This is a genomic window from Sphingopyxis sp. (assembly GCF_035686825.1).
Taxonomy (GTDB): domain Bacteria; phylum Pseudomonadota; class Alphaproteobacteria; order Sphingomonadales; family Sphingomonadaceae; genus Sphingopyxis.
The window spans coordinates 455,475-480,927 of sequence record NZ_DASRYZ010000005.1 but is presented as its reverse complement, the minus strand read 5'-3'; the positions used below and the strand labels follow the sequence as shown (position 1 = coordinate 480,927).

The 25,453-nt window shown below is 63.3% G+C and carries 21 protein-coding genes; 13 read left to right on the top strand and 8 right to left on the bottom strand.

Annotation, left to right across the window (positions count from 1 at the left end):
• Positions 1 to 63: 63 nt before the first annotated feature.
• From VFG17_RS13285 to VFG17_RS13260, 6 genes are all read left to right on the top strand, one after another.
• Entirely contained in the window at positions 64 to 1,914 is a 1,851-nt protein-coding gene (locus VFG17_RS13285) for a copper resistance system multicopper oxidase (RefSeq protein WP_095388908.1), read from the top strand.
• Positions 1,911 to 3,128: a copper resistance protein B gene (locus VFG17_RS13280; RefSeq protein WP_095388907.1), complete on the top strand. Its 1,218-nt coding sequence runs from the start codon at positions 1,911 to 1,913 to the stop codon at positions 3,126 to 3,128. Before VFG17_RS13285 ends, VFG17_RS13280 begins: the two co-directional genes overlap by 4 nt.
• A gap of 92 nt (positions 3,129 to 3,220) precedes the next feature.
• Positions 3,221 to 3,610: a DUF305 domain-containing protein gene (locus VFG17_RS13275; RefSeq protein WP_255247285.1), complete on the top strand. Its 390-nt coding sequence runs from the start codon at positions 3,221 to 3,223 to the stop codon at positions 3,608 to 3,610.
• Positions 3,611 to 3,770: 160 nt separating this feature from the next.
• Positions 3,771 to 4,136: a DUF411 domain-containing protein gene (locus VFG17_RS13270; RefSeq protein WP_325029878.1), complete on the top strand. Its 366-nt coding sequence runs from the start codon at positions 3,771 to 3,773 to the stop codon at positions 4,134 to 4,136.
• A gap of 28 nt (positions 4,137 to 4,164) precedes the next feature.
• Positions 4,165 to 4,497, top strand: coding sequence for a hypothetical protein (locus VFG17_RS13265; protein WP_141237215.1), 333 nt, complete (start codon positions 4,165 to 4,167; stop codon positions 4,495 to 4,497).
• Between the two features lie 340 nt (positions 4,498 to 4,837).
• The gene (locus tag VFG17_RS13260) at positions 4,838 to 7,309 is read left to right on the top strand and encodes a TonB-dependent receptor plug domain-containing protein (protein ID WP_095389077.1); all 2,472 of its coding nucleotides are present in this window, start codon (positions 4,838 to 4,840) and stop codon (positions 7,307 to 7,309) included.
• A 36-nt stretch (positions 7,310 to 7,345) separates the two neighbouring features.
• Here VFG17_RS13260 and VFG17_RS13255 read toward each other — a convergent pair whose 3' ends face one another.
• Positions 7,346 to 8,251 carry a LysR substrate-binding domain-containing protein gene (locus tag VFG17_RS13255; RefSeq protein WP_095388904.1) on the bottom strand — a complete coding sequence of 302 codons (906 nt, stop codon included), beginning with the start codon at positions 8,249 to 8,251 and terminating at the stop codon, positions 7,346 to 7,348.
• 55 nt (positions 8,252 to 8,306) lie between these two features.
• Between VFG17_RS13255 and VFG17_RS13250 the strand changes: the two genes are divergently transcribed.
• The 7 genes from VFG17_RS13250 (at position 8,307) to VFG17_RS13220 (ending at position 17,989) form a co-directional block, all read left to right on the top strand.
• Positions 8,307 to 9,377 carry an amino acid ABC transporter substrate-binding protein gene (locus VFG17_RS13250; RefSeq protein WP_255247275.1) on the top strand — a complete coding sequence of 357 codons (1,071 nt, stop codon included), beginning with the start codon at positions 8,307 to 8,309 and terminating at the stop codon, positions 9,375 to 9,377.
• Positions 9,374 to 11,566, top strand: coding sequence for an ABC transporter permease subunit (locus VFG17_RS13245; protein WP_095388902.1), 2,193 nt, complete (start codon positions 9,374 to 9,376; stop codon positions 11,564 to 11,566). Before VFG17_RS13250 ends, VFG17_RS13245 begins: the two co-directional genes overlap by 4 nt.
• Positions 11,556 to 12,803, top strand: coding sequence for a cystathionine beta-lyase (metC, locus tag VFG17_RS13240; protein ID WP_095388901.1), 1,248 nt, complete (start codon positions 11,556 to 11,558; stop codon positions 12,801 to 12,803). The genes VFG17_RS13245 and metC overlap by 11 nt, the downstream gene beginning before the upstream one ends.
• The gene (locus tag VFG17_RS13235; RefSeq protein WP_095388900.1) at positions 12,800 to 13,552 is read left to right on the top strand and encodes an amino acid ABC transporter ATP-binding protein; all 753 of its coding nucleotides are present in this window, start codon (positions 12,800 to 12,802) and stop codon (positions 13,550 to 13,552) included. Before metC ends, VFG17_RS13235 begins: the two co-directional genes overlap by 4 nt.
• A 284-nt stretch (positions 13,553 to 13,836) precedes the next feature.
• On the top strand, positions 13,837 to 16,542 hold the full coding sequence (locus tag VFG17_RS13230) for a TonB-dependent receptor domain-containing protein (protein WP_095388899.1): 2,706 nt from the start codon (positions 13,837 to 13,839) through the stop codon (positions 16,540 to 16,542).
• Between the two features lie 11 nt (positions 16,543 to 16,553).
• Positions 16,554 to 17,258 carry a PepSY domain-containing protein gene (locus tag VFG17_RS13225; RefSeq protein WP_095388898.1) on the top strand — a complete coding sequence of 235 codons (705 nt, stop codon included), beginning with the start codon at positions 16,554 to 16,556 and terminating at the stop codon, positions 17,256 to 17,258.
• Positions 17,255 to 17,989, top strand: coding sequence for a PepSY domain-containing protein (locus VFG17_RS13220; protein ID WP_095388897.1), 735 nt, complete (start codon positions 17,255 to 17,257; stop codon positions 17,987 to 17,989). Before VFG17_RS13225 ends, VFG17_RS13220 begins: the two co-directional genes overlap by 4 nt.
• Before the next feature lie 11 nt (positions 17,990 to 18,000).
• On the opposite strand, the gene hutC is transcribed toward VFG17_RS13220, so the two are convergent.
• The 7 genes from hutC to VFG17_RS13185 form a co-directional block, all read right to left on the bottom strand.
• Complete coding sequence (gene hutC, locus VFG17_RS13215; RefSeq protein ID WP_095388896.1) at positions 18,001 to 18,801, bottom strand: histidine utilization repressor; 801 nt, start codon at positions 18,799 to 18,801, stop codon at positions 18,001 to 18,003.
• A gap of 93 nt (positions 18,802 to 18,894) precedes the next feature.
• A complete protein-coding gene (gene arsH / locus VFG17_RS13210) occupies positions 18,895 to 19,650 on the bottom strand; it encodes an arsenical resistance protein ArsH (RefSeq protein WP_095388895.1) in 756 nt (251 codons plus the stop codon).
• Between the two features lie 5 nt (positions 19,651 to 19,655).
• On the bottom strand, positions 19,656 to 20,723 hold the full coding sequence (arsB, locus tag VFG17_RS13205) for an ACR3 family arsenite efflux transporter (RefSeq protein WP_095388894.1): 1,068 nt from the start codon (positions 20,721 to 20,723) through the stop codon (positions 19,656 to 19,658).
• Between the two features lie 10 nt (positions 20,724 to 20,733).
• Positions 20,734 to 21,162 (bottom strand): arsenate reductase (glutaredoxin), encoded by a 429-nt coding sequence (gene arsC, locus VFG17_RS13200; RefSeq protein WP_095388893.1) that lies wholly within the window; start codon positions 21,160 to 21,162, stop codon positions 20,734 to 20,736.
• Between the two features lie 13 nt (positions 21,163 to 21,175).
• Positions 21,176 to 21,505: an ArsR/SmtB family transcription factor gene (locus tag VFG17_RS13195; RefSeq protein WP_095388892.1), complete on the bottom strand. Its 330-nt coding sequence runs from the start codon at positions 21,503 to 21,505 to the stop codon at positions 21,176 to 21,178.
• A gap of 55 nt (positions 21,506 to 21,560) precedes the next feature.
• A complete protein-coding gene (locus tag VFG17_RS13190) occupies positions 21,561 to 22,157 on the bottom strand; it encodes a cation transporter (RefSeq protein WP_095388891.1) in 597 nt (198 codons plus the stop codon).
• Between the two features lie 117 nt (positions 22,158 to 22,274).
• Positions 22,275 to 25,436, bottom strand: coding sequence for an efflux RND transporter permease subunit (locus VFG17_RS13185; RefSeq protein WP_095389076.1), 3,162 nt, complete (start codon positions 25,434 to 25,436; stop codon positions 22,275 to 22,277).
• Positions 25,437 to 25,453 lie beyond the last annotated feature (17 nt).

Genomic DNA, 25,453 nt, shown 5'->3' with positions numbered 1-25,453 from the left:
TTGAGGGGCAGCGGTGCCGCCTGCGTATAGCTTTAGGAACAGTCAGTAACGGTCGGAAAGAATATGCAGATGGAAAGGCGCCGGTTCGTCAGTGGAGCTTTGGGCGGAGGGGCGGCTGCGGCGATGGCCGCATGGTTCCCGGCCTGGGCCCAGCCGGTGTCGTCGGGCATCACCGCGCCTCTTCCGACCGTATCCGGCAATGACATCACGCTGCGCATCGCGCGCCAGACTATGCGCATCGACGGCAAGGTCAGCCGTGCGATCGGGATCAACGGCACCGTGCCCGCGCCGCTCGTCCGGCTGAAGGAAGGACAGACCGCGCGCCTGACCGTCGTCAACGATCTCGACGAGGACAGCTCGATTCACTGGCACGGCCTGATCCTGCCGTTCCAGATGGACGGCGTGCCGGGCGTCAGCTTTCCGGGGATCAAACCGCGCTCTCAATTCGTCTATGAATTCCCGGTCGTCCAGTCGGGGACCTACTGGTATCACAGTCACTCGGGTCTCCAGGAGCAGCTCGGCCACTATGGCCCGATCGTCATCGATCCTGCTGGCGCCGACCCGATCGGTTATGATCGCGAGCATGTCGTCGTCCTGTCCGACCACAGTCAATTGTCGCCCGAGGCGATCTTCCGCAAGCTCAAGGTCAATCCCGGCCATTTCAACATGCAGCGCCAGACGCTGAGCGGTCTCCTTGCCGGTAAGGACCAGCCGCTGAAGGACCGGATCGAGTGGGGCGCGATGCGGATGGACCCGACCGACGTCGCCGACGTCAATGGTTCAACCTACACTTTCCTCGTCAACGGCCACGGCCCGCGCGATAACTGGACCGCGCTCTTCAAGCCGGGGGAGCGCGTGCGGCTGCGTATCGTCAATGCGTCGGCGATGACGATCTTCAACGTCCGCATCCCGGGCCTCAGGATGACCGTGGTGCAGGCCGACGGCCTCAATGTCGTGCCGACCGAGATCGACGAGTTCCAGATCGCGGTTGCCGAGACCTACGACGTCATCGTGACCCCGGTCGAGGACCGAGCTTATACGCTCGTTGCCGAGGCCAATGACCGCTCGGGCATGGGGCGCGCGACGCTCGCACCGCGCGCCGGCATTGTCGCCGAGGTGCCGCCGCTCCGCGAGCGGCCACTCGCGACGATGAAGGACATGGGCATGGGCGACATGGATATGTCGGGCGGCTCGATGGCGGGCATGGACCATTCGGGCGGCGGCGATATGGGCGCCATGCCCATGCCGGCGAGCGATCCTTCCTGTCCCCCTGAACATGCCAAGATGGGCCATTGCACGCCAGCGGGAGAAAGCGGCGCGATGGCGGGCATGGATCATGGATCGGGCGGAGGCATGCAGCACAGCATGCGCGACTTCAGTGTCGCGCCGCAGGTCAAGCGCGACCCGAGCGTCCAGACGATCTCGCCGATGCCGATGGATCGCATGGGCGAGCCAGGACAGGGACTTGAAGACGTCGGGCACAAGGTGCTGACCTACCACGATCTGGTGGCGCTCGAGCGCAATCCTGACGTGCGCGCCGCCTCGCGCTCGCTCGACATCCATCTGACAGGCAACATGGAACGCTTCATGTGGTCGTTCGACGGCGTGAAGATGTCCGATCATCACGAACCCATCCCCTTCATCGAGGGCGAGCGGGTGCGTGTGAACCTCATCAACGATTCGATGATGAGCCACCCCATCCACCTGCACGGCCATTTTTTCGAGCTGGTCACGGGGAGGGGCGACCGGTCGCCGCGCAAGCATACGGTGCTGGTCCAGCCGGGCGGGACCGCGAGTTTCGACTTCACCGCCGACGCGCTCGGCGACTGGGCGTTCCATTGCCACCTTCTCTATCACATGCACGCGGGGATGATGCGCGTCGTCAGCGTCCGTCCGAAGGGAGACGGCGAATGACCCGGGTCGCGCTTCTCCTCGCGGGTATCGCCCCGCTGACATTTGCTGTGCCCGCTGCCGCGCAGTCCATGAATCATTCGATGCATGGCGCGGCGCCCGCGCCGACACCCGTTCCCTCGCCAACGCCAGCGCCAGCGCCGGTAGCGCAGCCCGCGCCCGAAGCGCCCGCCGAAGGGTCGATGGAGCAGATGGACCATGGGAACATGCAGGGCATGGACATGGAACCCGAGGCTTCAAGCTGCCCGCCCGAACATGCGGCGATGGGTCATTGTACGCCTGAGGCGGAGGCTCCAGACAAGGGCGCTTCGGACATGGGCGCGATGGATCATGGCGCACCGCAGCCGTCCGATCCCGATTGCCCGCCCGAACATGCCAAAATGGGCCATTGCACCCCGAAGGGCGGATATGCGGACCCCGTGGCGGGAATGGAAGGCATGGCGACCACGACCAGCGCTAGCGGCACCGATTTGCCGCCGGGAGATGCTACCGCGCCTGCGCCTCCCGGCGACTGGTATGCCGATCGCATCTACCCCAAAGCCGAAATGGAGCATTCGCGCCACGACATGATGAAAGAGAATGGCGCGCAGACCATCGCTTTCATCAGCTTCAACCTTGCCGAATTTCAGGCGCGCAAGGGCCGCGACGGGTTCCGCTGGGACGGTGAGGCCTGGTACGGCGGCGACATCAACCGGCTGACGATCAAGAGCGAAGGCGAGGGCGTGTTCGGCGAAGGCATCGAAGGCGCCGAGGTACAGGCGCTGTACAGCCGGGCGATCGGACCCTATTTCAACGCGCAGGCGGGTATCAGGCAGGATCTCGGACTCGGCCCCGATCGCACCTATGCGACGATCGGTTTCGAGGGGCTCGCGCCCTATTGGTTCGAAGTCGAGGGCGCTCTGTTCCTTTCGAACAAGGGTGACCTGCTCGCCCGGCTCGAAGGCTATTACGACCAGCGCATCACGCAGAAGCTGATCCTGCAGCCGATGGCGGAGGTCAATTTTGCGCTCCAGGATGTCCCCGAGACCGGCGTTGGCTCGGGCCTCTCCGACTTCGAGCTCGGGCTTCGCCTGCGTTACGAGGTCGTGAAGGAGTTCGCGCCTTATGTCGGCGTCGAATGGGCCGGCAAGGTCGGCGATACCGCGCGTTTCGCCCGCGCCGCTGGCGAGGATGCGAGCGGTGTCAGTTTCGTGATGGGGGTGCGGGCCTGGTTCTAGAAGTTTCGCGGGGTGGCGACACGTCGAGGAGAAATGCCGTGAAACCAGCCTATCGCAGCCTCGCGCTGCAGACAATCATCAGCGGCGTCATCATGTATCTGGTGATGTTCGTCATGATCGACCGCCTCTCGAGCTTCTACAATAATCTCAACATGCTCTACATGACGCTGATGATGGTTTCGCCGATGGTCGTACTGATGATCGTCGCGATGCCTGACATGTTCCCGTCGAAACGCCTTAACACGCTCCTGCTGCTGGGATCGGCAGTCGCCTTCTTCGGAAGCTTCGCGCTGATTCGGACTCAGACGACCATCGGCGACACGGCCTTCTTGCGTTCGATGATCCCGCATCATTCGGGCGCGATCCTCATGTGCGAACAGGCTTCCCTCAGGGATGCCGAAATACGCGAACTTTGCCGCGGCATCATCGCAGGGCAGGCGGCCGAAATCGAACAGATGAAATCCATTCTCGCGAGGAAATGACATGAAAAGTCCGATGACGCGCCGTCACCTTCTCGGTCTGATTGCCGTCGGCTCGGGGATGGGGCTTGCGGCATGCAATTCTTCCCCGGGACCGGCGGCAACCAGCGACAAAGACGGCGGGGCTCGCGAGCCTCGCGCCGATGCGGCGAACATCCGGCAGATGCTCGTCTATCGCGATCCCGAATGCGGATGCTGTGAAGCCTGGGCGGATATTGCGCGCGCGGCGGGCTATGCGGTGACCGTTGAGAACCGTTCCGACATGCCTGCCGTAAAGGCGCGATATGGTGTGCCCGACGAGCTAGCTTCGTGTCACACCGCGATCGTCGGTGGCTATGCCATCGAAGGCCATGTGCCGATGCCACATGTCGCGAAGCTGCTTCGCGACAAGCCGCGCGACATTCGCGGGATCGCCGTGCCTGGCATGCCGCGCGGATCTCCGGGCATGGAAATGCCGGATGGAAGAACCGACGCCTTCGAAGTGATGGCGTTCGCTGGCGACGGCAAGGTTGCGCAATTTCGCGCATGAGCTGTCGCAACGACAAGTGGAGATTGATATGACGAGATATATTCCCCTCGCGAGCGCCGCAGCGCTGATGGTCGCACTGGCGGGATGCGGCGCGGAGTCTGCGCAGAAGAGCGACACGGCGCCGGAACAAAGCGAAGTCCCTGCCGGTGAGGCCCCGGCAATGGTCGAGACCACGCCGGCTGCCGACGAGACGCCAACAGCCCCTGAAGCGGCACCGACAGAAGCAGCAAGGCCGGCGGAGAATTCCAAACTTGCCGCAAAACCTGCTGTTCCGCCGCGGGCTAAGGCCGCGCCGGAAGCGCCGAAGCCCGTAGAAACCGAGCCCGATCCGCACGCCGGGCACGATATGGATAAAAAGTAAGAGATCATTTGCCGATGAGGCTTGTCGGCCGGCCACCCAAGGACAGCCGGCATGAAGCGCCCGCCGGGACTGGTAATCACCCGCGGGACCGGCCGCCTGTTCGCCGCAATGGCGGGCGGCCCCCGCAGATCACGCTGTTCGCGCCGAAGCCCGTCCGGGAGAATGGAACGGCGAGGCCGGGTTGGGCGCGGCGCGCCGCCGTGCGGCACGGAGCGAGAGATATAACTATATGGAATAACCATCTCGTTTTTAGCGATGAGTCGTGATTATTTCTGGTCATGCCACGGTCACAGAGATAGCTCGGTGGCGAAGCCGAGAGCTTTCGCAAATGGAGGGGACCATGAGGAAATTGCTTCGCACGAGTGGCTCGATTATCGCCGTCCTGGCAGGATTGTCGGCCGCCGCCGCCTTCGCGCAGGATAACGCCAAAGAGGCGCCGCAGTCAGGCGCGTCGCAGGGCGAAATCGTCGTGACGGGCACGCGGCGGAACGATCTCAAGGCGGCCGATTCCGCTCAGCCGATCGACATCATCTCCGGCGCCGAACTGCTCGAAAAGGGCACGGCCGACATGAACGATCTCCTCCGCACCGAGGTCCCGTCGCTCAACGTCCAGCGCCTCGTAAGCAACGACGGCGCCGTCTTCACCCGGCCTTTCTCGCTCCGCGGCCTGCCGCCGGACCAGACGCTGGTGCTCGTGAACGGCAAGCGGCGCCATCGCGGCGCAACGGTCCAGTTCACCAATGTTCCCTATATCCGAGGATCGCAGGGACCCGATCTTTCGGCGATCCCGTCGATCGCGATCGGCCAGCTCGAGGTTCTGCGTGACGGCGCGTCGGCGCTCTATGGATCCGATGCGATCGCGGGCGTACTCAATTTCGGTCTGCGCCGCGACCGCGAGGGCGGATTGCTGATCGCCCGCTATGGCCAATTCTACAAGGGCGACGGCGAGGATTTCCTCGTTCAGGGCAATGTCGGGCTTCCCTTCACCGACGCGGGTTTCGTCAACATCAGCGGCGAATATGTGAACGCCAGCACGACGTCGCGCGGTATCCAGCGTCCCGACGCGCAGGCGCTCATCGATGCCGGCGTTCAGGATGTCCCGGTCCCGGCGCAGCGCTGGGGAAATCCCGAATCCGAGGCGGCGCGCATCTTCGTCAACGCAGGCATCGAACTGTCGGACGAGATGGAATTCTACACCTTCGGCAACTATAGCTGGAGCCGCGGCACGACGGCCTTCTTCTACCGCAACCCCAATGCCAGCTTCATTTCCACCTCGATTCCGCTCACCAATACGCCCGGAGGACAGCGGTTCAGCTTCCGCCAGCTCTTTCCCGGCGGCTTTACCCCGGATTTCGGCGCGACGGTAACCGATGCCGCGCTTGCGGCCGGCCTCAAGGGCGAATTCTCCTCGGGCCTGACCTATGATCTCAGCGCTTCCTATGGTCAGAACCATGCTTCCTACCGGATCGACAATACGGTCAATCCGTCGCTTGGCCTCACGTCGCCGACGTCGTTCAAGCCGGGGCAACTCAAGCAGCGCGAACTCGCTTTCAATCTCGATCTCACTTACCCCATCGCGATCGGCACCTCCGATCCGCTGACGCTTGCCGGCGGTCTTGAGTATCGGCGCGAGACATATGAGATCACGGCTGGCGACATCGCATCGTGGCAGGTTGGGCCTTTCGCGTCGGTTATCGATCCCGATACCGGGAACCGCGTCGGACTGCCGGTCGGCTCGAACGGCTTCCCGGGCTTCAGTCCCATCCAGGCAGGTGAGTTCGCGCGCAGCAATTGGGCTGCCTATGCGTCGATCGAGGGCAATCTCACCGACGCGCTCCAGTTCGGCCTTGCCGGCCGCTACGAGAATTATTCGGACTTCGGCTCGAAATTCACCTGGAAGGTCAACGGGCGATATGATTTCTCGGACGTCTTCGCGGTGCGCGGATCGGTCAACACCGGCTTTCGTGCGCCGACGCCGGGCCAGTCGAACGCCTCGCAGGTCCAGACCAACATCGACTCGATAACCGGGGCGCCGCTGACCGCAGGCATTATCGCGCCCAACAATCCGGTCGCGCAATTCTTCGGCGCGACGCCGCTCAAGCCCGAGAATTCGTTCAACTTCACCGGTGGCATCGTGGTGAAACCTTCTAATCGGGTCACCCTCACCATCGACTATTTCAACATCAAGGTCGAAGACCGGATCGCCGTTTCGGGCAACTTCAACCTCACCCCGGCGCAGCGCGCGCAGCTCGCGGCGCTTGGCATTCCCGGTGGGGATTCCTTCCAGCAGGTGAGCTTCTTCACCAACTCCTTCGACAGCCGCACCCAGGGCGTCGATGCAGTGCTCACCGTGGGCTTCGACCTCGGCGGCGGCAAGGCCACGCTCGGTCTCAACGGCAACTATACCAAAACCGATGTCATCAAGGCCTCGCCGGTGATCACTGCGGACCGCGAGCGGCTGCTCGAACTCGAGGGCTTCGTTCCGAAGTGGAAGGGCAATGCGTCCTTCACCTATGCGGGTGAGCGCTTCGGCTTCGTCGCGCGTGCAAATTATTACGGCAAATGGACCGACTATGGCGCCGCACCGGCTGCCGACCAGACGGGCGCCGCCGAACTGCTGGTCGATCTCGAGCTGTCCTACAAGGTCAGCGACATGCTCAAGCTTGCGGTCGGCGGCGAGAATATCTTCGACAATTACCCCGACGTCGAGGCGCGGCAATCCCAGATCAACAACGGGATCCGATATCTCCGCTTCGCGCCGACCGGGTTCAACGGAGGCTTCTGGTACGTCCGTGCGACCGCCTCCTTCTGATCGGTGGCCGTGAAGGCCGTGCGGCGACCTGTGTCTTCAGCTGGCGTCGGAGCCGAACATCGCGTCTCGGTGGGATTCGAGCACCGCTATAAAGGCCGCAGCGACTTGGGACATCGGCCTCAACTTCGGCGTGAAGAGCATATATTCGAAATGGACCTCCGGCGCGAAATCACGGACCGTAAGGCCCCGCTCGGCATAATCCGCTGCGGTCACGGGGTTGAGAATCGAACATCCGACCCCCTGCATGACAAGCGCGCAGATGGTCATCGCATATTGGGTTTCGATGACCATCTCGCGGTGGACGCCTGCGTCTTCGAAAATGCGGTCGATGCGGTGACGCACACCGTCCTCGAGCGCGAGCGAAATGAAGGGCTCGCCCTCGAGATCGGCCGGCCGGATGACGTCCTTGACAGCCAGCCGGTGGCCGGCGGGGAGAACGCAGGCGCCGGGGCAGCGCAGGAAGCGCTCCATCCTTATGCCTGGCAGTTCGCGCGCCGGCGTTGCGAGGCCGATGTCGAACTGCTGGTTCGCCATCCATTGCCGCACCGTCGAGGAGCTGCGGGTCTGGAGCTGAACGGTGACGCCGGAATGTGTCTCGCGAAAGGCCGCGATCACGCGCGGCAGGAAACTGACCGCGAGCGCCGGGAGGGCCGCGATCCGGAGCGTACCGGTCGCCATGTTGCGAATGTCTTCCGCTACCCGCTTCAGGGCCGCAATGCCCGAGAAACTCCGCTCGACTTCGTAGAAAAAGGCGTCGGCTTCGGGCGTCACAGTGAGCGCGCTGCCGCGCGAGCGCAGGAAGAGCTGAAAGCCCAGCTGATGCTCGAGCTCGGCAAGCATCTTGCTCACTGCGGGTTGCGACAGGTTGAGCGACTGTGCGGCCTGAGTAACCGATCCGGAGAGCATTACGGCTCTGAAGGCTTCGAGGTGACGCAGGTTCATTGGACATCGCTCCCTATAGCTATTTCTTATGGCGCTAGCATCGAAAGCCTCGTTCATGAATAGGTCGCACGCACCGCGCCGCTGGCTTCCGGCGCTGCTCGCCGCCGGCGCCCTGCTTCTTGGCGGCTGCGACCGCGAGCCGGCCGGCACCGGCGGATATGAGATTGCCGCGGCGAAGGGATCTACGCTCGCGCGGATTCGTGCGCGCGGAACGCTCAATTGCGCCATTCATACGGGGCAGCTCGGTATGTCCTATCTCGACAAGCGCGGGCGCTGGCAAGGGTTCTTCGTCGATTATTGCCGGGCGCTCGCCGCCGCGGTCCTCGGCGATGCCCGCAAGGTCCGGTTCATGCCGGTCGCCTCGAACAAGCGCTTCACGATCGTGCAGACGGGCGAGGCCGACGTCCTGTCGCGGACGACGACATGGACGCTGACGCGCGACACCGACCTCGGGGTGAATTTCGTCGGCACCATGTATTATGACGGGCAGAGTTTTCTGGTGCCGCGTCGGTCGGGCGTGCGGCTGCCCGCAGATCTTGACGGCGCGTCGATCTGCATCACCAAGGGAACGACTTCTGAACTCAACACCGCCGAATATTTCGAGCGCAAGGGGCTGCGCTTCCAGTCGGTCGTGTTCGAGAATCCCGAGGAAGCCAAGCTCGCCTTCTTTGCCGGGCGGTGCGACGCGATGACCACCGATGCCTTCACGCTGACCGTGATCCGTCTCGCCGATACCGCGCATCCGGACGATTATGTTGTGCTGCCCGAACGACTCACCAAGGAGCCGGTAGGTCCCGTCGTGCGCAGCGACGACGAGCAATGGTATGAGATCAACAAATGGGTGCTGAACGCGCTCTTTGCTGCCGAGGAAATGGGGGTCACCCGCGCGAATGCAGCGCGCATGCGCGTGGCCTCGCGTGACCCCGAAGTGCGCAAGATGCTCGGCGGCCTGCCCGGATTCGGCAAGTCGCTCGGCCTCGACGATGACTGGGCGTATCGGGCGATCGAGGCGACGGGCAATTATGGCGAAATCTTCGACCGGCACATTACGCCGCTCGGCGTCGAGCGCGGGCAAAATAAGCTCTATCGGGACGGCGGGCTGATCTACCCGTTGCCGATGCGATGACTCATAAACACAGGCGGCTTGCCATCGCTGCGTTGCCCTGGCTGCTGATCGCGGGCGGGCTAGTGGTCGCCTACGGCCTCTTTGCGACATTGGCGGACAATCTCGCGGACCGAAACATCCGGACGGGGTTCGGTTTCCTGTTCGACCGGGCGGGTTTCGCAATCGGCGAAACGCTGATCGCATACGCGCCGGGCGACTCCTATGTCGCGGCGCTGGCGGTGGGTCTTCTCAACACGCTTCTGATATCGGCGCTCGGTATTATCTTCTCGACCTTGCTCGGCCTCGCGGTCTGCATGGCGCGCCTGTCGTCCAACTGGCTGCTTGCGAGGCTCTCCGGCCTTTACATCGAACTTGTTCGCAACATTCCGCTGCTGCTCCAGATGTTCGTCTGGTACGCGGTCCTGCTTTTCGGTCTACCCGGCCCCGGTCCGGACGCCATCGGTGCGTTCGACCTCGACAATCGGGGCTTGCACATCCCCGCGCTCACCCTGGCCGGTCCGGGAAGGGCGGCCCTGCTCATCGCTATCGTTGCCTGTGCGATCCTGCTGGGTGCCGTGCGGCGAGGAGCCGTTCGCACACGCACCGCGCTGGCCTTCGCCGGCATCTCCCTGGCTCCGCTCCTGCTGTGGGGCGGGATCGATCTGCCGCGGGCGGGGCGCTTCGGAACCGTGGGCGGGCTGTCGCTCTCCACAGAGTTTCTGACGCTGGTCGCCAGCCTTTCGGTCTATGCCTCGGCCTATCTGGCCGAGATATTCCGCGGCGCGATCCTCGCCGTTCCTGCAGGGCAGAGCGAGGCCGCCAAAGCGCTCGGCCTGTCAACCGCGCAAACGATGAGACGGATCGTGATTCCGCAAGCGCTGCGCATTGCCATCCCGCCGATGACGAGCTGGCATCTCAACACGATCAAGAACAGCTCCCTGGGGGTAGCGATCGGTTATCCCGAGTTTGTCTCGGTAGTCGATACCGTTATCAGCCAGACAGGGCAGGCGATCGAAGGTGTTGGTCTGATCGTCGCGACTTTCCTCCTGCTCTCGCTGTCCTTGTCGTTCGTTACCGGCCGCTATGCCCGCCGGTTGGGCTGGAACGTTGCCGGGCAGCCCGGCCGGAGCATCCCGTCGGCGCCCCTCGAACCCTTTCCGCTGCGCTCGGTAGTCGCCTGGCCGTCGTGGATGCGGCGCAATCTCTTCGGGGGAGGGCGCCAGTCAATATTGACCATCGCGATCCTCGCCATGACCGCGGCTCTTGCCGGCAAGGCACTCTCGTGGCTGCTGTTCGACGCGACCTTCGCCGGGGGCGCGGCCGATTGCCGTTTGGCCAGCGGTGCCTGCTGGCCATTCCTCCGCGAAAATGTGCGGCTTATATTGTTCGGGACCTATCCCGAAGCCGAGCAGTGGCGGTCCGCAGCAGCGGCGGCGGCGCTGCTTTCCTGCCTCGCGTTCTCCTTCGTTCCGCGATTTTGGCGTAGCCGCCTCGGCCTAGCCTGGCTCGGCGCGATCGCGGTGGCGGTACTTCTGCTGCGCGGCGGGTTCGCGGGCCTTTCCTATGTGCCGATGGAGAAGTGGAGCGGCCTGCCGGTCACATTGCTGCTCGCGAGCCTAGCGGTGGTCGGCGCGTTTCCGCTGGCCATACTCCTCGCATTCGGCCGCAGGTCGTCGCGGCGCGGGATTAGCTGGCCGAGCATCGCCTTCATCGAGCTGGTTCGTGGAACGCCGCTGATCGGCGTGCTCTTCCTCGCCGCGGTCCTGTTCCCGCTGTTCGTGCCCTCTTATCTCTCGATCGACAGCCTGCCGCGCGTCCAGCTCGCGCTCATATTCTTCACCGCCGCCTATATGGCGGAGGTCATCCGGGGCGGCCTGCTGGCGGTTCCCGCGGGGCAGGCCGAGGCCGCGCAGGCTCTTGGCCTCGCCAAATGGCAGGCGCGGCGCCACATCCTGTTGCCGCAGGCCCTGAAAGTCAGCGTACCCGGACTGGTCAACACTTCGATCAGCGAGGTGAAGAACACGACGCTCGTCCTCATCGTCGGCGTCTTCGATTTGTTGCAGACGACCCGCCTCTCCTACGTCGAGGCGCAATGGCGACCCTATTTCGCCGAAGCCTATCTTTTTACCGGGACAATCTTCTTCCTCCTCTGTTTTTCCCTGTCCCGGCTCAGCATGAAGATCGAACGGAAACTAAACTATGCAGGATAATCACGACAGAAAATGGCCCGGGGAGCCGGCAAGCCCGAAAGGGCACGCCTGGCAGGACCCGACGCGTGCCGTTCACGGCGGTCCCCGCCCGCGCGATCAGCGGGGCCTCATCAATCCGCCCGTCGATCGAGCCTCCACCATTATCTACGGCAGCGTCGAGGCCTATATGGACCGGCACCAGGGTCTCTACGATGAGGTCATCTATGGCCTGTACGGAACGCGAACGACCTTTGCGCTCGCCGAGGCCGTCAGCGAACTCGAAGGCGGCTGCGCCACCGTCATCACCTCGTCTGGAACCAGCGCGATCGCGCTAGCCCTCACGGCTTTCGTGGCCGGGGGCGATCATCTGCTCGTTGCGGATTGCGTCTATGGGCCGACCCGCAAGTTTCTGACCGACGTTCTCGCGCGCTTCGGGGTCGAGGTGGAGTATTTCCGGCCCGATATCGGAGCGGAGATTGCCGGGCTGTGCCGCAGCAACACCCGGCTCATCTACATCGAGACCCCGGGCTCGCAGACATTCGATATGATCGACGTCCCCGCGATCACGGCGGTTGCACGCAGCCGGGGCATATTGACCGCTCTCGACAACACCTGGGCGACGCCGCTTTTCTTCAAACCCTTGGCCCATGGGGTCGACATCTCGCTTGCTTCGGCAACCAAATATCTCTCGGGGCACTCCGACTGTCTGCTCGGCACGATGACCGCCGCCAGCGATGCCGTCTACCGCCAGCTCAAGGATGCGGCGGCGCGCTGGGGCAACTGCGCGAGTCCCGACAATTGTTATCTCGTCCACCGGGGCATCAGGACGCTCGATGCCCGCCTTGAACGCCACCAGCGTACCGCAGCGACGCTGATCGAATGGTTCGCCCAGCAACCCGAAGTGGTCGCGGTCCGCTATCCGGCCCATCCCGCCGATCCCGGCCATGCGATCTGGAAGCGGGATTTCACCGGAGCGTCCGGATTGTTCGGTGTTCAGCTCGATGGTCTTACCCCTCCGGAAACCAGCGCCTTTTTCAACGAATTCTCGCTGTTCCAGCTCGGTTCGAGTTGGGGCGGCTTCGAAAGCCTCGCGGTTCCGGCGTGGCCCGCTCCGATCCGCGACTTTCCCAATGGCGAGGCAGATGGGGCGCTGATCCGTATTCACGCCGGCCTCGAAGCGCCGCAGGATCTGATCGCCGACCTCGCCGCAGCCTTCGCGCGGGTACGGGCGCTACGCGGCCGGGGGCAGGCGTCATGACCGACGCCTCGGGCCACGCGGCCGTCAGCTTGCGGCAGGTCGACAAATATTATGGCGCCTATCATGCCCTCCGCTCGATCGACCTCGAAATCGCCCCGCGCGAGCGGATCGTGATTTGCGGCCCTTCAGGCTCCGGCAAATCGACGCTCATTCGCTGCATGAACAGGCTCGAAGTGCCCGACTCCGGTGCCGTTTTGATCGAGGGAACCAAGATAACCGACGCGTCGCGGGAGGCCGTTGCGGCGCTCCGCGCCGTCGGCATGGTCTTTCAACTGTTCAATCTGTTCCCGCACAAGACGGTGCTGGAGAATTGCACCCTCGCGCCTGTCCTGCTCGGCGGCTTGTCTCTTCCGGAGGCGGAGGCGCGGGCCATATCCTATTTGGACAAAGTGAGGATTGCCGACCAGGCGGACAAATATCCGGGGCAGCTCTCGGGAGGGCAGCAACAGCGGGCCGCGATCGCCCGCGCTCTGACGATGGAACCCCGGATTTTTCTCTTCGACGAGCCGACATCGGCGCTCGATCCCGAAATGATCAAGGAGGTACTAGATGTGATGACGGCCCTTGCCGGCGAAGGACGGACGATGGTGTGCGTGACGCACGAAATGGGATTCGCGCGCGAGGCGGCCGATCGCATTCTTTTCATGGATCAGGGCCAGATCATCGAAGACGCGAGGCCGGCCGATTTTTTCGCGGCGCCGAAAAGCGAGCGCGCACGGACCTTTCTCGAACAGATAATTTCGCATTGAACGGCTCATGTCGGTCGCCCCAAGCGGTGCCGACCTACTTAATCATGTCATTTCATGAGCAAGCCGAGGGAGAGACCAGCCGGCTCCTTGCGCCAATAGGCTCGGGCCAGCAAAAAAATTTCAAAATCGATGAGGGGTAGAGCTTTGGGGTGCGTATCTAATAGGTATCATGCGCCCGGAATTTCCTTCATAACTAATTGATATGATTCAATAAATTCCTATTGACCTGTATATACATTTGATGCTCTCTGAGGGGAATCAGCTAACCATCAGGGGGTTTCGCTATGATGACCAGGACAATTTTGCTCGCGAGCGCCGCAGCGGTCGCCACCTTTGCAACGCCAGCGCTCGCGCAGAGCGATGCAGCGACGCAGTCACCCGCTGCGGAGGATGCTCCGAACGGATCGGACATCGTCGTGACCGGCTCGCGCATTCGTCGCCAGGACCTCGCGGGCGTGGGGCCTGCGACGGTGGTATCCGCCGAACAGATAGAAAATACCGGTGTCGTCAATATCGAGACGGTGCTGCAGCGCCTGCCGGCCAACGCCGGTTTCGCGGGCAACCAGACCTCGGCCTATTGGGCGAACAATGGCTATGGGACGGCGCAGGTGAACCTGCGCGGCCTCGGTATCAAGCGCACCCTTGTGCTGCTCAACGGCCGCCGTCTCGTCGCGGGTGGCACCGGGGCGAACTCGTCGCCCGACCTCAACATGATCCCGGTCGCCGCACTCGCGCGCACCGATGTGCTGAAGGACGGCGCCTCGGCGATCTATGGCGCCGATGCGATGGCGGGTGTCGTCAACCTTGTAACGCGCACCGACTATGAAGGCCTCGGCCTCAGCGTCCGGCAGGGGATCACCGAAAAGGGCGATGGGTCGGATTTCACCGCCGATCTCCTCTGGGGTATCCGCAACGACCGTGGCGGCTTCATGGCAGCCGTCACCTACCAGAAGACGAAGGCCGTCAACATGGCCTCGCGAGCGCCCTGTTCGCTCGCGGAAACGACGCCGGGATCGCTGAGCTGCGTCAACAGCGCTTCGACCATCGGTGGGCGTGCGGTGCTGCCCAACGGTCAGCAGATCAACTTCAACCAGGTGCCGGGCGGCAACGGCAATTTCTTCGAGCCGTACAGCGCTGCGAAGCACAACTTCAACTCGAACCCGTTCCTGAACGCGGTCAGCCCGGTCGAGCGTGTCAGCACGGCCTTCTTCGCCGATTATGACCTGACCGACAATATCGAGACGTTTGGCGAGTTCCTCTACACCTTCCGCAAATCGAACCAGATCGCGACGCCGGGAACGCTGCGCAACCTGTCGATCGCGGCGAGCAATCCGACCAACCCGACCGGACAGAATATCGTCCTCATCCAGCGCCGCCTCGCCGAGCCCGGCCCGCGTCAGTTCTTCCAGGAAACCGATACCTGGCAGGGCACCTTCGGCCTCCGCGGCAAGCTGTCGAACAATTGGGGATGGGAAGTCGCGGGCGCGTTCGGGCGTAACACCGCGGTCGATGGTTCGACCAACATCGCCAACCTCGAGCGCGTCGGCAACACGCTCGATACGACCAAGTGCAGCCTCGCGGCGGGGGCTTCGATTCCCTGCGCCGACTATCTGGGGTTCGGCGACCTGACGCCCGAAGTTCTCGACTATATCCTGTTCACCTCGCGCGATCGTGGCGGTAACGAACTGGCGACGGTCACGGCAGACATCAACGGCGACCTGTTCAAGCTGCCCGCAGGGCCCGTCTCCTTCGCGGCGGGCGTCGTCTATCGCAAGGAGAAGGGCTGGCGCGATCCCGATCCGCTGACCGTGCTCGGCATCGCCAACACCAACCAGCAAAGCCCGATTTCGGGAACGAGCATCGCCAAGGAAGCCTATCTCGAACTGTCGGTGCCGATCCTCGCCGACAAGCCCTTCTTCCAGTCGCTTACGCTCGATGGTGCGGTTCGCTACTCGAACTACGACCTGTTCGGCAGCGACTGGAACTACAAGGGTAGCGTTGACTGGGTCATCAATGACAGCTTCCGCCTGCGCGGGACCTACGGCACCGGTTTCCGCATTCCGAACGTCCCCGAACTGTTCGGGGGTGTGTCGGAGGGCAATCTGACGACGACCGATCCTTGCTCGCGCTACGCGACCAGCGGCAATGCGACGCTGATCGCGAACTGCCAGGCATCGGGCGTGCCCGCCAACTATGTCCAGCTCGGCACCACGATCCTCACCACGGTGGGCGGGAACGAGAATCTCCAGCCCGAAAGCTCGACCACCTGGACGGTCGGCACCGTGATCTCGCCGAAGGGGCTGGTCCCCGGCCTGTCGCTCACCGCCGACTGGTTCGATATCAAGATCAAGGACGCGATCCGCGCGATTCCGGGGTCCACGAAGCTGTCGATCTGCTACGCGAGTACGAACCTGTCGCATCCCTTCTGCGATGATTTCACGCGCAGCCCGCTGACCGGCGAAGTGACATTCCTCTCCGCGCAGCCGATCAACACCGGCCGCGAGGAAATGAACGGGCTCGATCTCGGTCTCGTTTACGCGGGTGGCATCGGCAGTGTGAACATCTCGCTCGACGTCAATCTCACCTATCTCAATAAATATGTCGTCCTGCCCTTCCCGGGCGGCGCGCCGATCGATTTCGACGGCTTCATCGGCGGCGGCAACGGCGGCTATTCGAAGTGGCGCGGCTATGGCGTACTGACCGCCGAGAAGGACGGCATCAGCGCGACCTGGTCGACCCAGTGGATCGGCAAGGCGACCGACTTCAATGCGTCGCCCGGCGAAATCGGTTATCGCACGCCGAACGTCTTCTATCATAATCTCCAGCTCGCCTTTGAGATCGACGAGAAGACCCGCTTCCAATTCGGGGTCGACAACCTCTTCGATCGCAAGGCGCCGTACATCCAGAGCTTCACCGATGCGAACACCGACACGATGACCTACGACCTGCTCGGCCGGCGCTTCTATGTCGGCTTCCGCACCGCCTTCTGAGGAATTGGGAGATGGCGATACGTTGGCCGCTGCTCGTTCGGCGAACGCATAAATGGCTGGCGCTGGTCGTGGGCGTCCAGGCTTTGCTCTGGACGTTGACCGGCTTCTACATGGTGGTCGTTCACATTGACACCATCCACGGCGATCATCTGGTGCGCTCCCCGGTGGCCCAGCCCTTCGACCTCGACGGCCTCGCAGCGCCGTCGAAGGTCGTCGCGGCCACGCCGGGGGTGTCCGAAATCCGTCTCCAGCGCTTTTCTGGCCAACCGGTCTGGCGCGCCGAGACTCCTGAAGGCGCGCGCTTGTTCGACGCGCGTTCGGGTGCGCCGCTGCCTGCCCTGACCGAGTCCCAGGTCCGAGAACAGGCACGGCGCCTCTACACCGGTGACGGCAAGATCGTCTCAGTGCGACTTTTGACCGAGGCACCTCAGGAAATGCAGGCGCGCAAGCCACCCTATTGGCAGGTCGAGTTCGAAGGCTGGAACCGCCCGACGCTCTATCTGTCGCCGACGACCGGTGAGCTTATCTCGCGCCGCCACGCATTGTGGCGCGTGTTCGACTTCGCGTGGATGCTCCACATCATGGACTATGATGAGCGCACGGACGTCAACAACCCGTTGCTCCGCGTCGCGACCTGGAGCGCCTTTGCGATGGCGCTGACCGGTGCGTGGTTGCTGATCTGGTCCTTCAAACGCCGCAAGAGGAAGCAGGCATGAAGAAGATCCGCCTGACGCCGCTTTTCTTCCGGCGCATCCACAAATGGGTCGGCCTGATCCTCGGGCTCCAGTTCCTGCTCTGGGCGCTCAGCGGCTCGGTGATGGCCCTTCTCGACAAGGACAAGGTCGGCGGCCACGGCGGCGGCATGTCGCACGGGCATCCGCTGCCTCCGGGGGAATATTTCGACGTTGCGGCCTTGCCGCGGGGCGAGCCCGTCACCGGCGTAATACTCCGCGATCTCGGAACCCGGCCGGTCTACGAGGTGCGCTCCGCGAAGGGCGTCCGCCTCGTCGATGCGACGAGCGGCGAGACTATTCGCGTCGATGAAGCCATGGCGCGCGAAGTCGCGTCGATGATGAACGAGGCGCCGATCCGGGAGGTGAGCGTGATCGCCAAGCCGAACCTCGAATCGCGCGATCATGAGGGTGCCATGTGGCGCGTCGATTTCGCCGATGCCGAGAACAGCAGCGCCTATGTCTCGCTCGACACCGCGCGTTTTCTTGTCATGCGCGGCGACACGTGGCGAACGTGGGACTTCTTCTGGATGCTTCACAATATGGACTATGTGAACCGGAAGAGCTTCAATCACCCGTTGATCATTTTCGTCGCGTTCGGGGTGCTCTGGTTGTCCGGGACCGGCTTCTACCTTTTGTTCAAGAGCTTCAGTCGCGCCGATTTTCGCTGGCTGCGGCGCCGCCGCAAGCCCGTCGTGATCCGCCGCACAGCCTGACGCGCCCGCGGTCAGTCGTCGATCGAGAAGGCGGCCGACAGTTCGAAGCGCGAGCCCGGATGCGTCAGCCATGCGTGGCTGACGAGCCGCGAGTGGCTCCAGGTCCGACGGGTCATCCGCAGTACCGGTTCGCCATCCGACAGGCCCAACATGCTGTGAGTCTGCGCGTCGGGCACTTCGGCGCGAACGCGATGCTCGACCCGCTCCAACGGTGCCGTGCGCGTCAGATATTCGTTCGGCGTCATTTGCGTGAAGTCGATCTTGCCATAGTCGGGCGCGGCCGACGCCAGCACGAAACGCTCCTCGAGCTGAATCGGGAACTCGGCTTCGTGATGCACGATGATCGAGTGGAACAACTTCGTGCCGACCGGAACCTGAAGAAGGGCCGCGGTTTCAGCGTTTGCCCGTATCTCGTCATTCTGGACAACGCGGGCGCGATAGACATGGCCGCGATCGCGGATTTCCTCGGCGATATTCCGTATTTCGATCATCTGGCCGATCGGCTTCGGTTCCGCGACGAAAGAACCGCTGCCAGCCCGGCGGACGAGGACACCCGCGGCCTGAAGCTCGCGAAGCGCCCGGTTCGCGGTCATTCGCGAGACATCGAATTGCTCGACGAGTTCGGCCTCGGATGGCACGCGATCGCCCGGTTTCAGTTGACCGTCGCGCACGGCATCGCAAATGCTCTGCTTGATTGCGGCATAGCGGCGGGGAGGCTGGTTCTCCTTCTCATCGGGGCTGGGGCGCCGCGCCGGTGTGGACTGGTTTGAAGGCCGGGACCCGTTGCCCGAGGTGCGAGAGGGAAAATCCATAACCCGTCTATACAGGTTGGCCTCGGTCTTTTCCAAGCGTTCGGAAATAAAAATTGCGCGACGCCGGATAGCGGAAGGTTTGCAACGAGGCGGCTAGGCTCCGGGTAGTTTGGCGAGCTCGGCGGGCGTGATGACCGGCTCTTTCCGATCCTTCCGTTCCGAATAGCGATCGACGAGCTGGTCGGCATGGACGCGCGTGAGCACGGTGAATCGCACCAGTTCCTCGGCGACATCGACGATGCGATCATAATAGCTCGACCGGATCATGCGCCCCGATTCGTCGAATTCCTGATAGGCTTTGGCGACGCTCGACTGGTTGGGAATGGTGATCATCCGCATCCAGCGGCCGAGGATGCGCAGCGTGTTGACGCTGTTGAACGATTGCGATCCTGCCGACACCTGCATCACCGCGAGGGTCCGGCCCTGCGTGGGACGAAGACCCTTATAGGCGAGGGGAAGATGATCGACCTGCGCCTTCATGATGCCGGTGATCTGGCCATGGCGCTCGGGGCTGCACCAGACCTGGCCTTCGGACCAGATCGAATGCTGTCTGAGTTCCTCGACCGCGGGATGATCGTCGTCGGCGACCTGATCGGGAAGCGGGAGATCGGACGGGTCGAAGATGCGCGTCTCGCAGCCGAAGAGCCGGAGCAGGCGCGCCGTCTCTTCCACGACGAGCCGCGAGTAGGACCTTTCTCGCAAGCTTCCGTAAAGGAGGAGGATGCGCGGGGCAGGATCGAGCGGCCCGAGGCCGAGCGCGGGCCGCGCGTGAAGATATTCGGGGCTGAGCGCGGGAAGATGATCGGGATCGCCAAGCGTGCGCAGGCGACCGTAGGTTTGTACTGTCATGTTACTCAGACTTTTGAAGGAACGGTTGCGGGAAACCAGCGGCGGCCGAGGCGGAATGCAACGCCGACGAGCAGAATGAGGACGGGAACCTCGACGAGCGGGCCGATCACGGCGGCAAAGGCCACCGGCGAGGCGAGACCAAAGGCGGCGATGGCGACAGCGATCGCAAGTTCGAAATTATTGCCCGCGGCGGTGAAGGCGACCGCGGTCGTGCGCGGATAATCGGCTTCGATAAGCTTGCCCATCCAGAAGCTGATGAGGAACTGCACCACGAAATAGATGGTGAGCGGGATGGCAATCCGGACGACGTCGCCGGGAATGGTGACGATCTCGCCGCCCTTGAGGCTGAACATCGCGACGATGGTGAAGAGCAGCGCGACGAGCGTGATTGGACCGATCTTCGGTAGGAAGCGTGCCTCGTACCACTCGTCTCCCTTGGCGCGCGCGAGAAATCGCCGCGTGAGGTATCCGGCTAGGAACGGGATGCCGAGATAGATGAGAACCGCCTCGGCAATCGTCCAGAAACTCACGTCGATCACGCTGCCCTCGAGGCCGAAGAGCGGCGGCAGCACGGCGAGGAAGAACCAGGCGTAAACGCTGAAGAAGAGGATCTGGAAGATCGAGTTGAAGGCGACGAGCGCGGCGACATATTGATTGTCGCCTTTCGCGAGCTGGTTCCAGATGATCACCATCGCGATGCAGCGCGCGAGGCCGATCAGGATCAGGCCCGTCATATATTCGGGCTTGTCCGATAGAAAGAGGACCGCGAGCGCGAACATCAGCGCCGGTCCGATGATCCAGTTCTGGATGAGCGAAATCGCAAGGACGCGCTTGTCCTCGAACACGCGCGGGAGCTCGTTGTAGCGCACGCGCGCGAGCGGAGGGTACATCATCAGGATCAGGCCAATCGCGATCGGGATATTCGTCGTCCCGATCGAAATCGCGTCGATAGCGGCGGGAAGTCCCTTGAAAAGCGATCCGAGTGCGACGCCGAAGGCCATCGCGAGAAAGATCCAGAGGGTCAGATAGCGGTCGAGGAACGACAGGCGTTCCTGCTTCGCGGCAGAGGACATGATGCTCTCCTCAGGCCTGGACGCGATGGCCGTCGGCGTCGACGACCTGTTCGCCATCCTCCTTGGCGAAGGCGCCGAGCTGCGGCGCGGGAAGAATATCGAGCACAGCCTCGGACGGGCGGCAGAGCCTGACCCCCAGCGGTGATACGACAAGCGGGCGGTTGATGAGGATGGGATGCGCCATCATCGCATCGACGAGTTCGCTATCGCCGAGGCCGGGGTCGCCGAGGCCGCGGTCCGCATAAGGCGTGCCTTTTTCGCGAAGCAGGTCGCGTGGCGCGATGCCCGCGCGTTCGATCAGCTGTTCGAGCAAGGCTCGCGACGGCGGGGTCTTCAAATATTCGACGACGTGCGGTTCGATCCCGGCATTCCGGATCAGCGCGAGCGTGTTGCGCGAGGTGCCGCAGTCGGGATTGTGGTAGATGACGATGTCGGTCACGCGGCTGGTTCCTTCAGCAGCAGGTGAGTTCGGCAAGCAGCGGCTCGCATAGCTCGGGGCGGCCTTGGCAACAGTCCTTCGCAAGGAAGAGCATCAGTTCGCGGAGCGTGTCGATATCGGCTCGCTGTATCTGCTGCCGCCCAAGCTTCTCGGACTTTACGAGACCGGCTTTGGCGAGCACGGCGAGATGCGTCGAGAAGGTGCTCTGCGTGAGACCCGATGCGTCAACAAGCTCCCCGGTCGACAGGCCTTCCGGCTCATGCCGGACGAGCAAACGGAAGGCCTCGAGACGCGTCGGATGAGCGAGGGCGGCGAGAGCGGGAAGCGCGGTGTCAACGTTCATGCATCGGAATTATCCGATGTGTTTCATTCTGTCAAATCGCATCGGGAAAACCCGATTAGACGGGCGACTTCTTAGTCTCGGCGCGAGCATCGCGAAGAATTTCGATCCCGCCCTTGATCGCGATCAGCGCGGTCGCAAATCCAACCAGAAGGTCTGGCCAATTCGTGCCGAGCCACCAGACAAGGACACCCGCGATCAGGATGCCGCCGTTCGAGATGAAGTCGTTGTAGCTGAAGGTTGTCGCGGCTCTGAGGTTGACGTCCGGATCCTGAATGCGTTGCAAGAGCTTCAGGCAAGCATAGTTCGCCACCGCAGCGACCGCCGACATGATCATCATCGTCGGACCGATCGGTTCGCTGCCTTCGAAATAGCGGCGTCCCACATCGAACAGGACGCCGGCCGCGAAGACCAGCAGCATGACGCCCGATGCCGTGGCAGCACGGGTTTTCCATTTCAGGCCGTGGCTGAGCGCAACGAGGCTCAAGGCATAGACCGCGGCGTCGGACAGATTGTCGAGCCCATTGGCGATGAGCGCGCTTGAATCACCGAGCCCGCCCGTCACGAGGAAGGCGATCGCGATAGCCGCGTTCAGGACGAGAACGATCTGGAGCGTTCGCTTTTCGCGTTCGCTCCCGGATGCTTTTTCATTCATTGCAAGCTCCTCCATCCTCACCATCCCTAAAAGGAGGCGGAACCCGCTTGGGTTCCGCCCCAGTCAGCACTCCCGGTTGCCGCCGACAGGGGGGAATGGCAGCCATCCGGGAGGGTCTCAGCCTGCGGGGCTGGGCACGCCGCTCGGACGCGCCAACTCTTCCTCTTCGGCCTTCGCGGTCCGTCGATGGACCAGGAGGTAGAGCGCAGGCAGCACCAGGAGCGTCAGGATCGTCGACGAGATGATCCCGCCGATGACGACAGTCGCCAGCGGCCGCTGCACCTCGGACCCAGCCCCGACATTGAGCGCCATCGGTACGAACCCGAGCGACGCCACCAGCGCGGTCATCATCACCGGTCTGAGGCGGGTCAGAGCGCCTTCGCGGATCGCCTCGACGAGCGCTTTTCCGCGTTCGCGCAGATCCTTGATGAAGGAGAGCATCACCACGCCGTTGAGCACCGCGACCCCCGAGAGCGCGATGAAGCCGACGCCCGCCGAGATCGAGAGCGGAATGTCGCGCAGCGCCAGCGCCGCCACCCCTCCCGTCAGCGCCAGCGGCACGCCCGAGAAGACAATCGCCGCATCGCGCACCGTGCCGAACAGCATGAACAGCAGGCCGAAGATCAGCAGCAGCACCAGCGGCACGACGATCTGGAGGCGCTCGGTTGCGGACTGAAGCTGTTCGAACGTGCCGCCATATTCGATGTAGTAGCCATCGGGCAGCACGACCTCAGCTTCGACCTTTTGCGTGAGCTCGTCGATGAACGAACCCAGATCGCGCCCACGAACATTCGCCGTGATCACCGCGCGGCGCTTGCCATTTTCGCGGCTGATCTGGTTCGGCCCCGCCGCGAGCGAAATCTCCGCCAGCTCGGAAAGCGGCACGAAGCCGCCAGCCGGAAGCGCGACAGGGAGATTGCCGAGCGACGCGAGATCGGTGCGAATGGCCTCGGGAAGCCGGACGATCACGTCGAAGCGGCGGTCACCCTCGAAAAGCTCGCCCGCCTGGCGGCCGCCGGTCGCGGTCGAAACCGCATCCTGCACCGTTTCCATGCTGACGCCGTAGCGCGCGAGCTTGTCGCGGTCGGGCGTGACCGAGAGCATCGGCAGGCCGGTGACCTGTTCGAGCTTCACGTCCTGCGCGCCCGCAATTCCGCCGGCAACTTCCTCGATCGCCTGCCCCGATTCGAGCAATTGATCGAGATCGTCGCCGAACAGTTTGATCGCCACGTCGGCGCGAACGCCGGCGATCAGCTCGTTCATGCGCATCTTCACCGGCTGGGTGAACTCATAATTGTTCCCCGGCACCTCGTTCACCGCCTTGTTGAGTTCGGCAACGAGCTGGTCGCGCGTCTTTCTCGGATTGGGCCATTCCTTCCGGTCCTTGAGCATGATGAAATTGTCGGCGACCGATGGCGGCATCGGATCGGTCGCCACCTCGGGCGTGCCGATCTTCGCGAACACCCGCTCGACTTCGGGGAACTGCCTGATCCTCTTCTCCAGCGCCTCCTGCATCGCGATCGACTGGGTGAGGCTCGTCCCCGGAATGCGCATCGCGTGCATCGCGATATCGCCTTCGTCGAGGTCCGGGATGAACTCGGACCCGAGACTGGTCGCCGCCACGCCGCTCAGCGCGACAAGCGCCAAAGCACCAGCCAGCGCAGCCTTCGGCCAATTGAGGACGCGGTCGAGCATCGGGCGATAGCCCTTGCCGAGACCGCGCATCAGCCAATTTTCCTTCTCCTCGACCTTGCCGGTCACGAACAGCGCCACCGCGGCCGGAACCAGCGTGAGCGACAGCAGCAGAGCGGCGGTAAGCGCTAGGACGACGGTGATCGCCATCGGATGGAAGGTTTTGCCCTCGACGCCCTCGAGCGCGAAGATCGGCAGATAGACCGCAGTGATGATGATGATGCCGAAGATGCTCGGCTTGATCACCTCTGCGCTCGCCGAGGCGACGAGACCGAAGCGTTCGCCGCGATCGAGTAGGCGCCCGAGCCTGTGCTGGGCCTCGCCGAGCCGGCGGAGGCAGTTCTCGACGATGATGACGGCCCCGTCGACGATGAGGCCGAAGTCGAGCGCCCCGAGGCTCATGAGGTTTGCCGATGTCCGCGTCTGGAGCATGCCCGTCAGCGTCATCAGCATCGCGACCGGAATGACAGCCGCCGTGATCAGCGCCGCCCGGAAATTGCCGAGCAGCAGGAACAGGATCACGATGACGAGCAGCGCGCCCTCGGCGAGGTTTTTCTGCACCGTCGAGATCGTCCGCTCTACGAGCGCGGTGCGATCGTAGAGCGGCTTGGCAACGACGCCCTTCGGCAACGCACGCGAAGCCTCGACGAGACGTTCGGCCGAGGCCTGCGCCACCACGCGCGGATTCTCGCCGATCAGCATCGAGACCGTGGCAAGGACGACTTCCTTGCCATTTTCCGTCGCGGCGCCTGTGCGGAGCCCCGAACCGATCGCGACATCGGCGACGTCGGAGATCCGGATCGGAACCCCGCCGCGAGTGGTGACGATGATCTGCGACAGGTCGCGCTCATTATTGGCCTGACCCGGCACGCGGATCAGAATCTGTTCGCCGCTGCGCTCGACATAACCGGCGCCGCGATTGGCATTATTGGCCTCGATTGCGGTGACAACATCGTTGAGCGAGAGATTGAGCGAGGCGAGCGAGGCCGGGTTGGGTGTCACATGATATTGGCGGGCGTAGCCGCCGATCGTGTTGATCTCGGCGACCCCCGGAATCGTGCGCATCTGCGGCCGGATGACCCAGTCGGACATCGTCCGGAGGTCTTCCGCCGTATAAGGCGTGCCGTCGGGTTTTCGCGCGCCCGGTTCGGCCTCGATCGAGAACATGAAGATTTCGCCGAGACCCGTCGAGATCGGCCCCATTTCGGGCTCCATCCCGGGCGGAAGCTGGCCGCGCGCGGCCTGGAGCCGCTCGTTGACCTGCTGGCGCGCAAAATAGATGTCGGTGCCGTCCTCGAAGACAACGGTGACCTGGCTGAGGCCATAGCGCGAGATCGATCTCGTATAGTTGAGGTTCGGGATGCCCGCGATCGCGGTCTCGATCGGATAGGTGATGCGCTGCTCGGACTCGAGCGGCGAATAGCCTTCCGCCTTGGTGTTGATCTGGACCTGGACGTTGGTGATGTCGGGAACGGCGTCGATGGGCAATTTGGTCGCGCTCCACGCGCCGATCGCGCAGAGGAGCGCGACGACCGCGAGGACGAGCCATCGTTGCCGGATCGAAAAGCCTATGGTTCTGGCTAGCATGTTATCCTGCTCCCCGA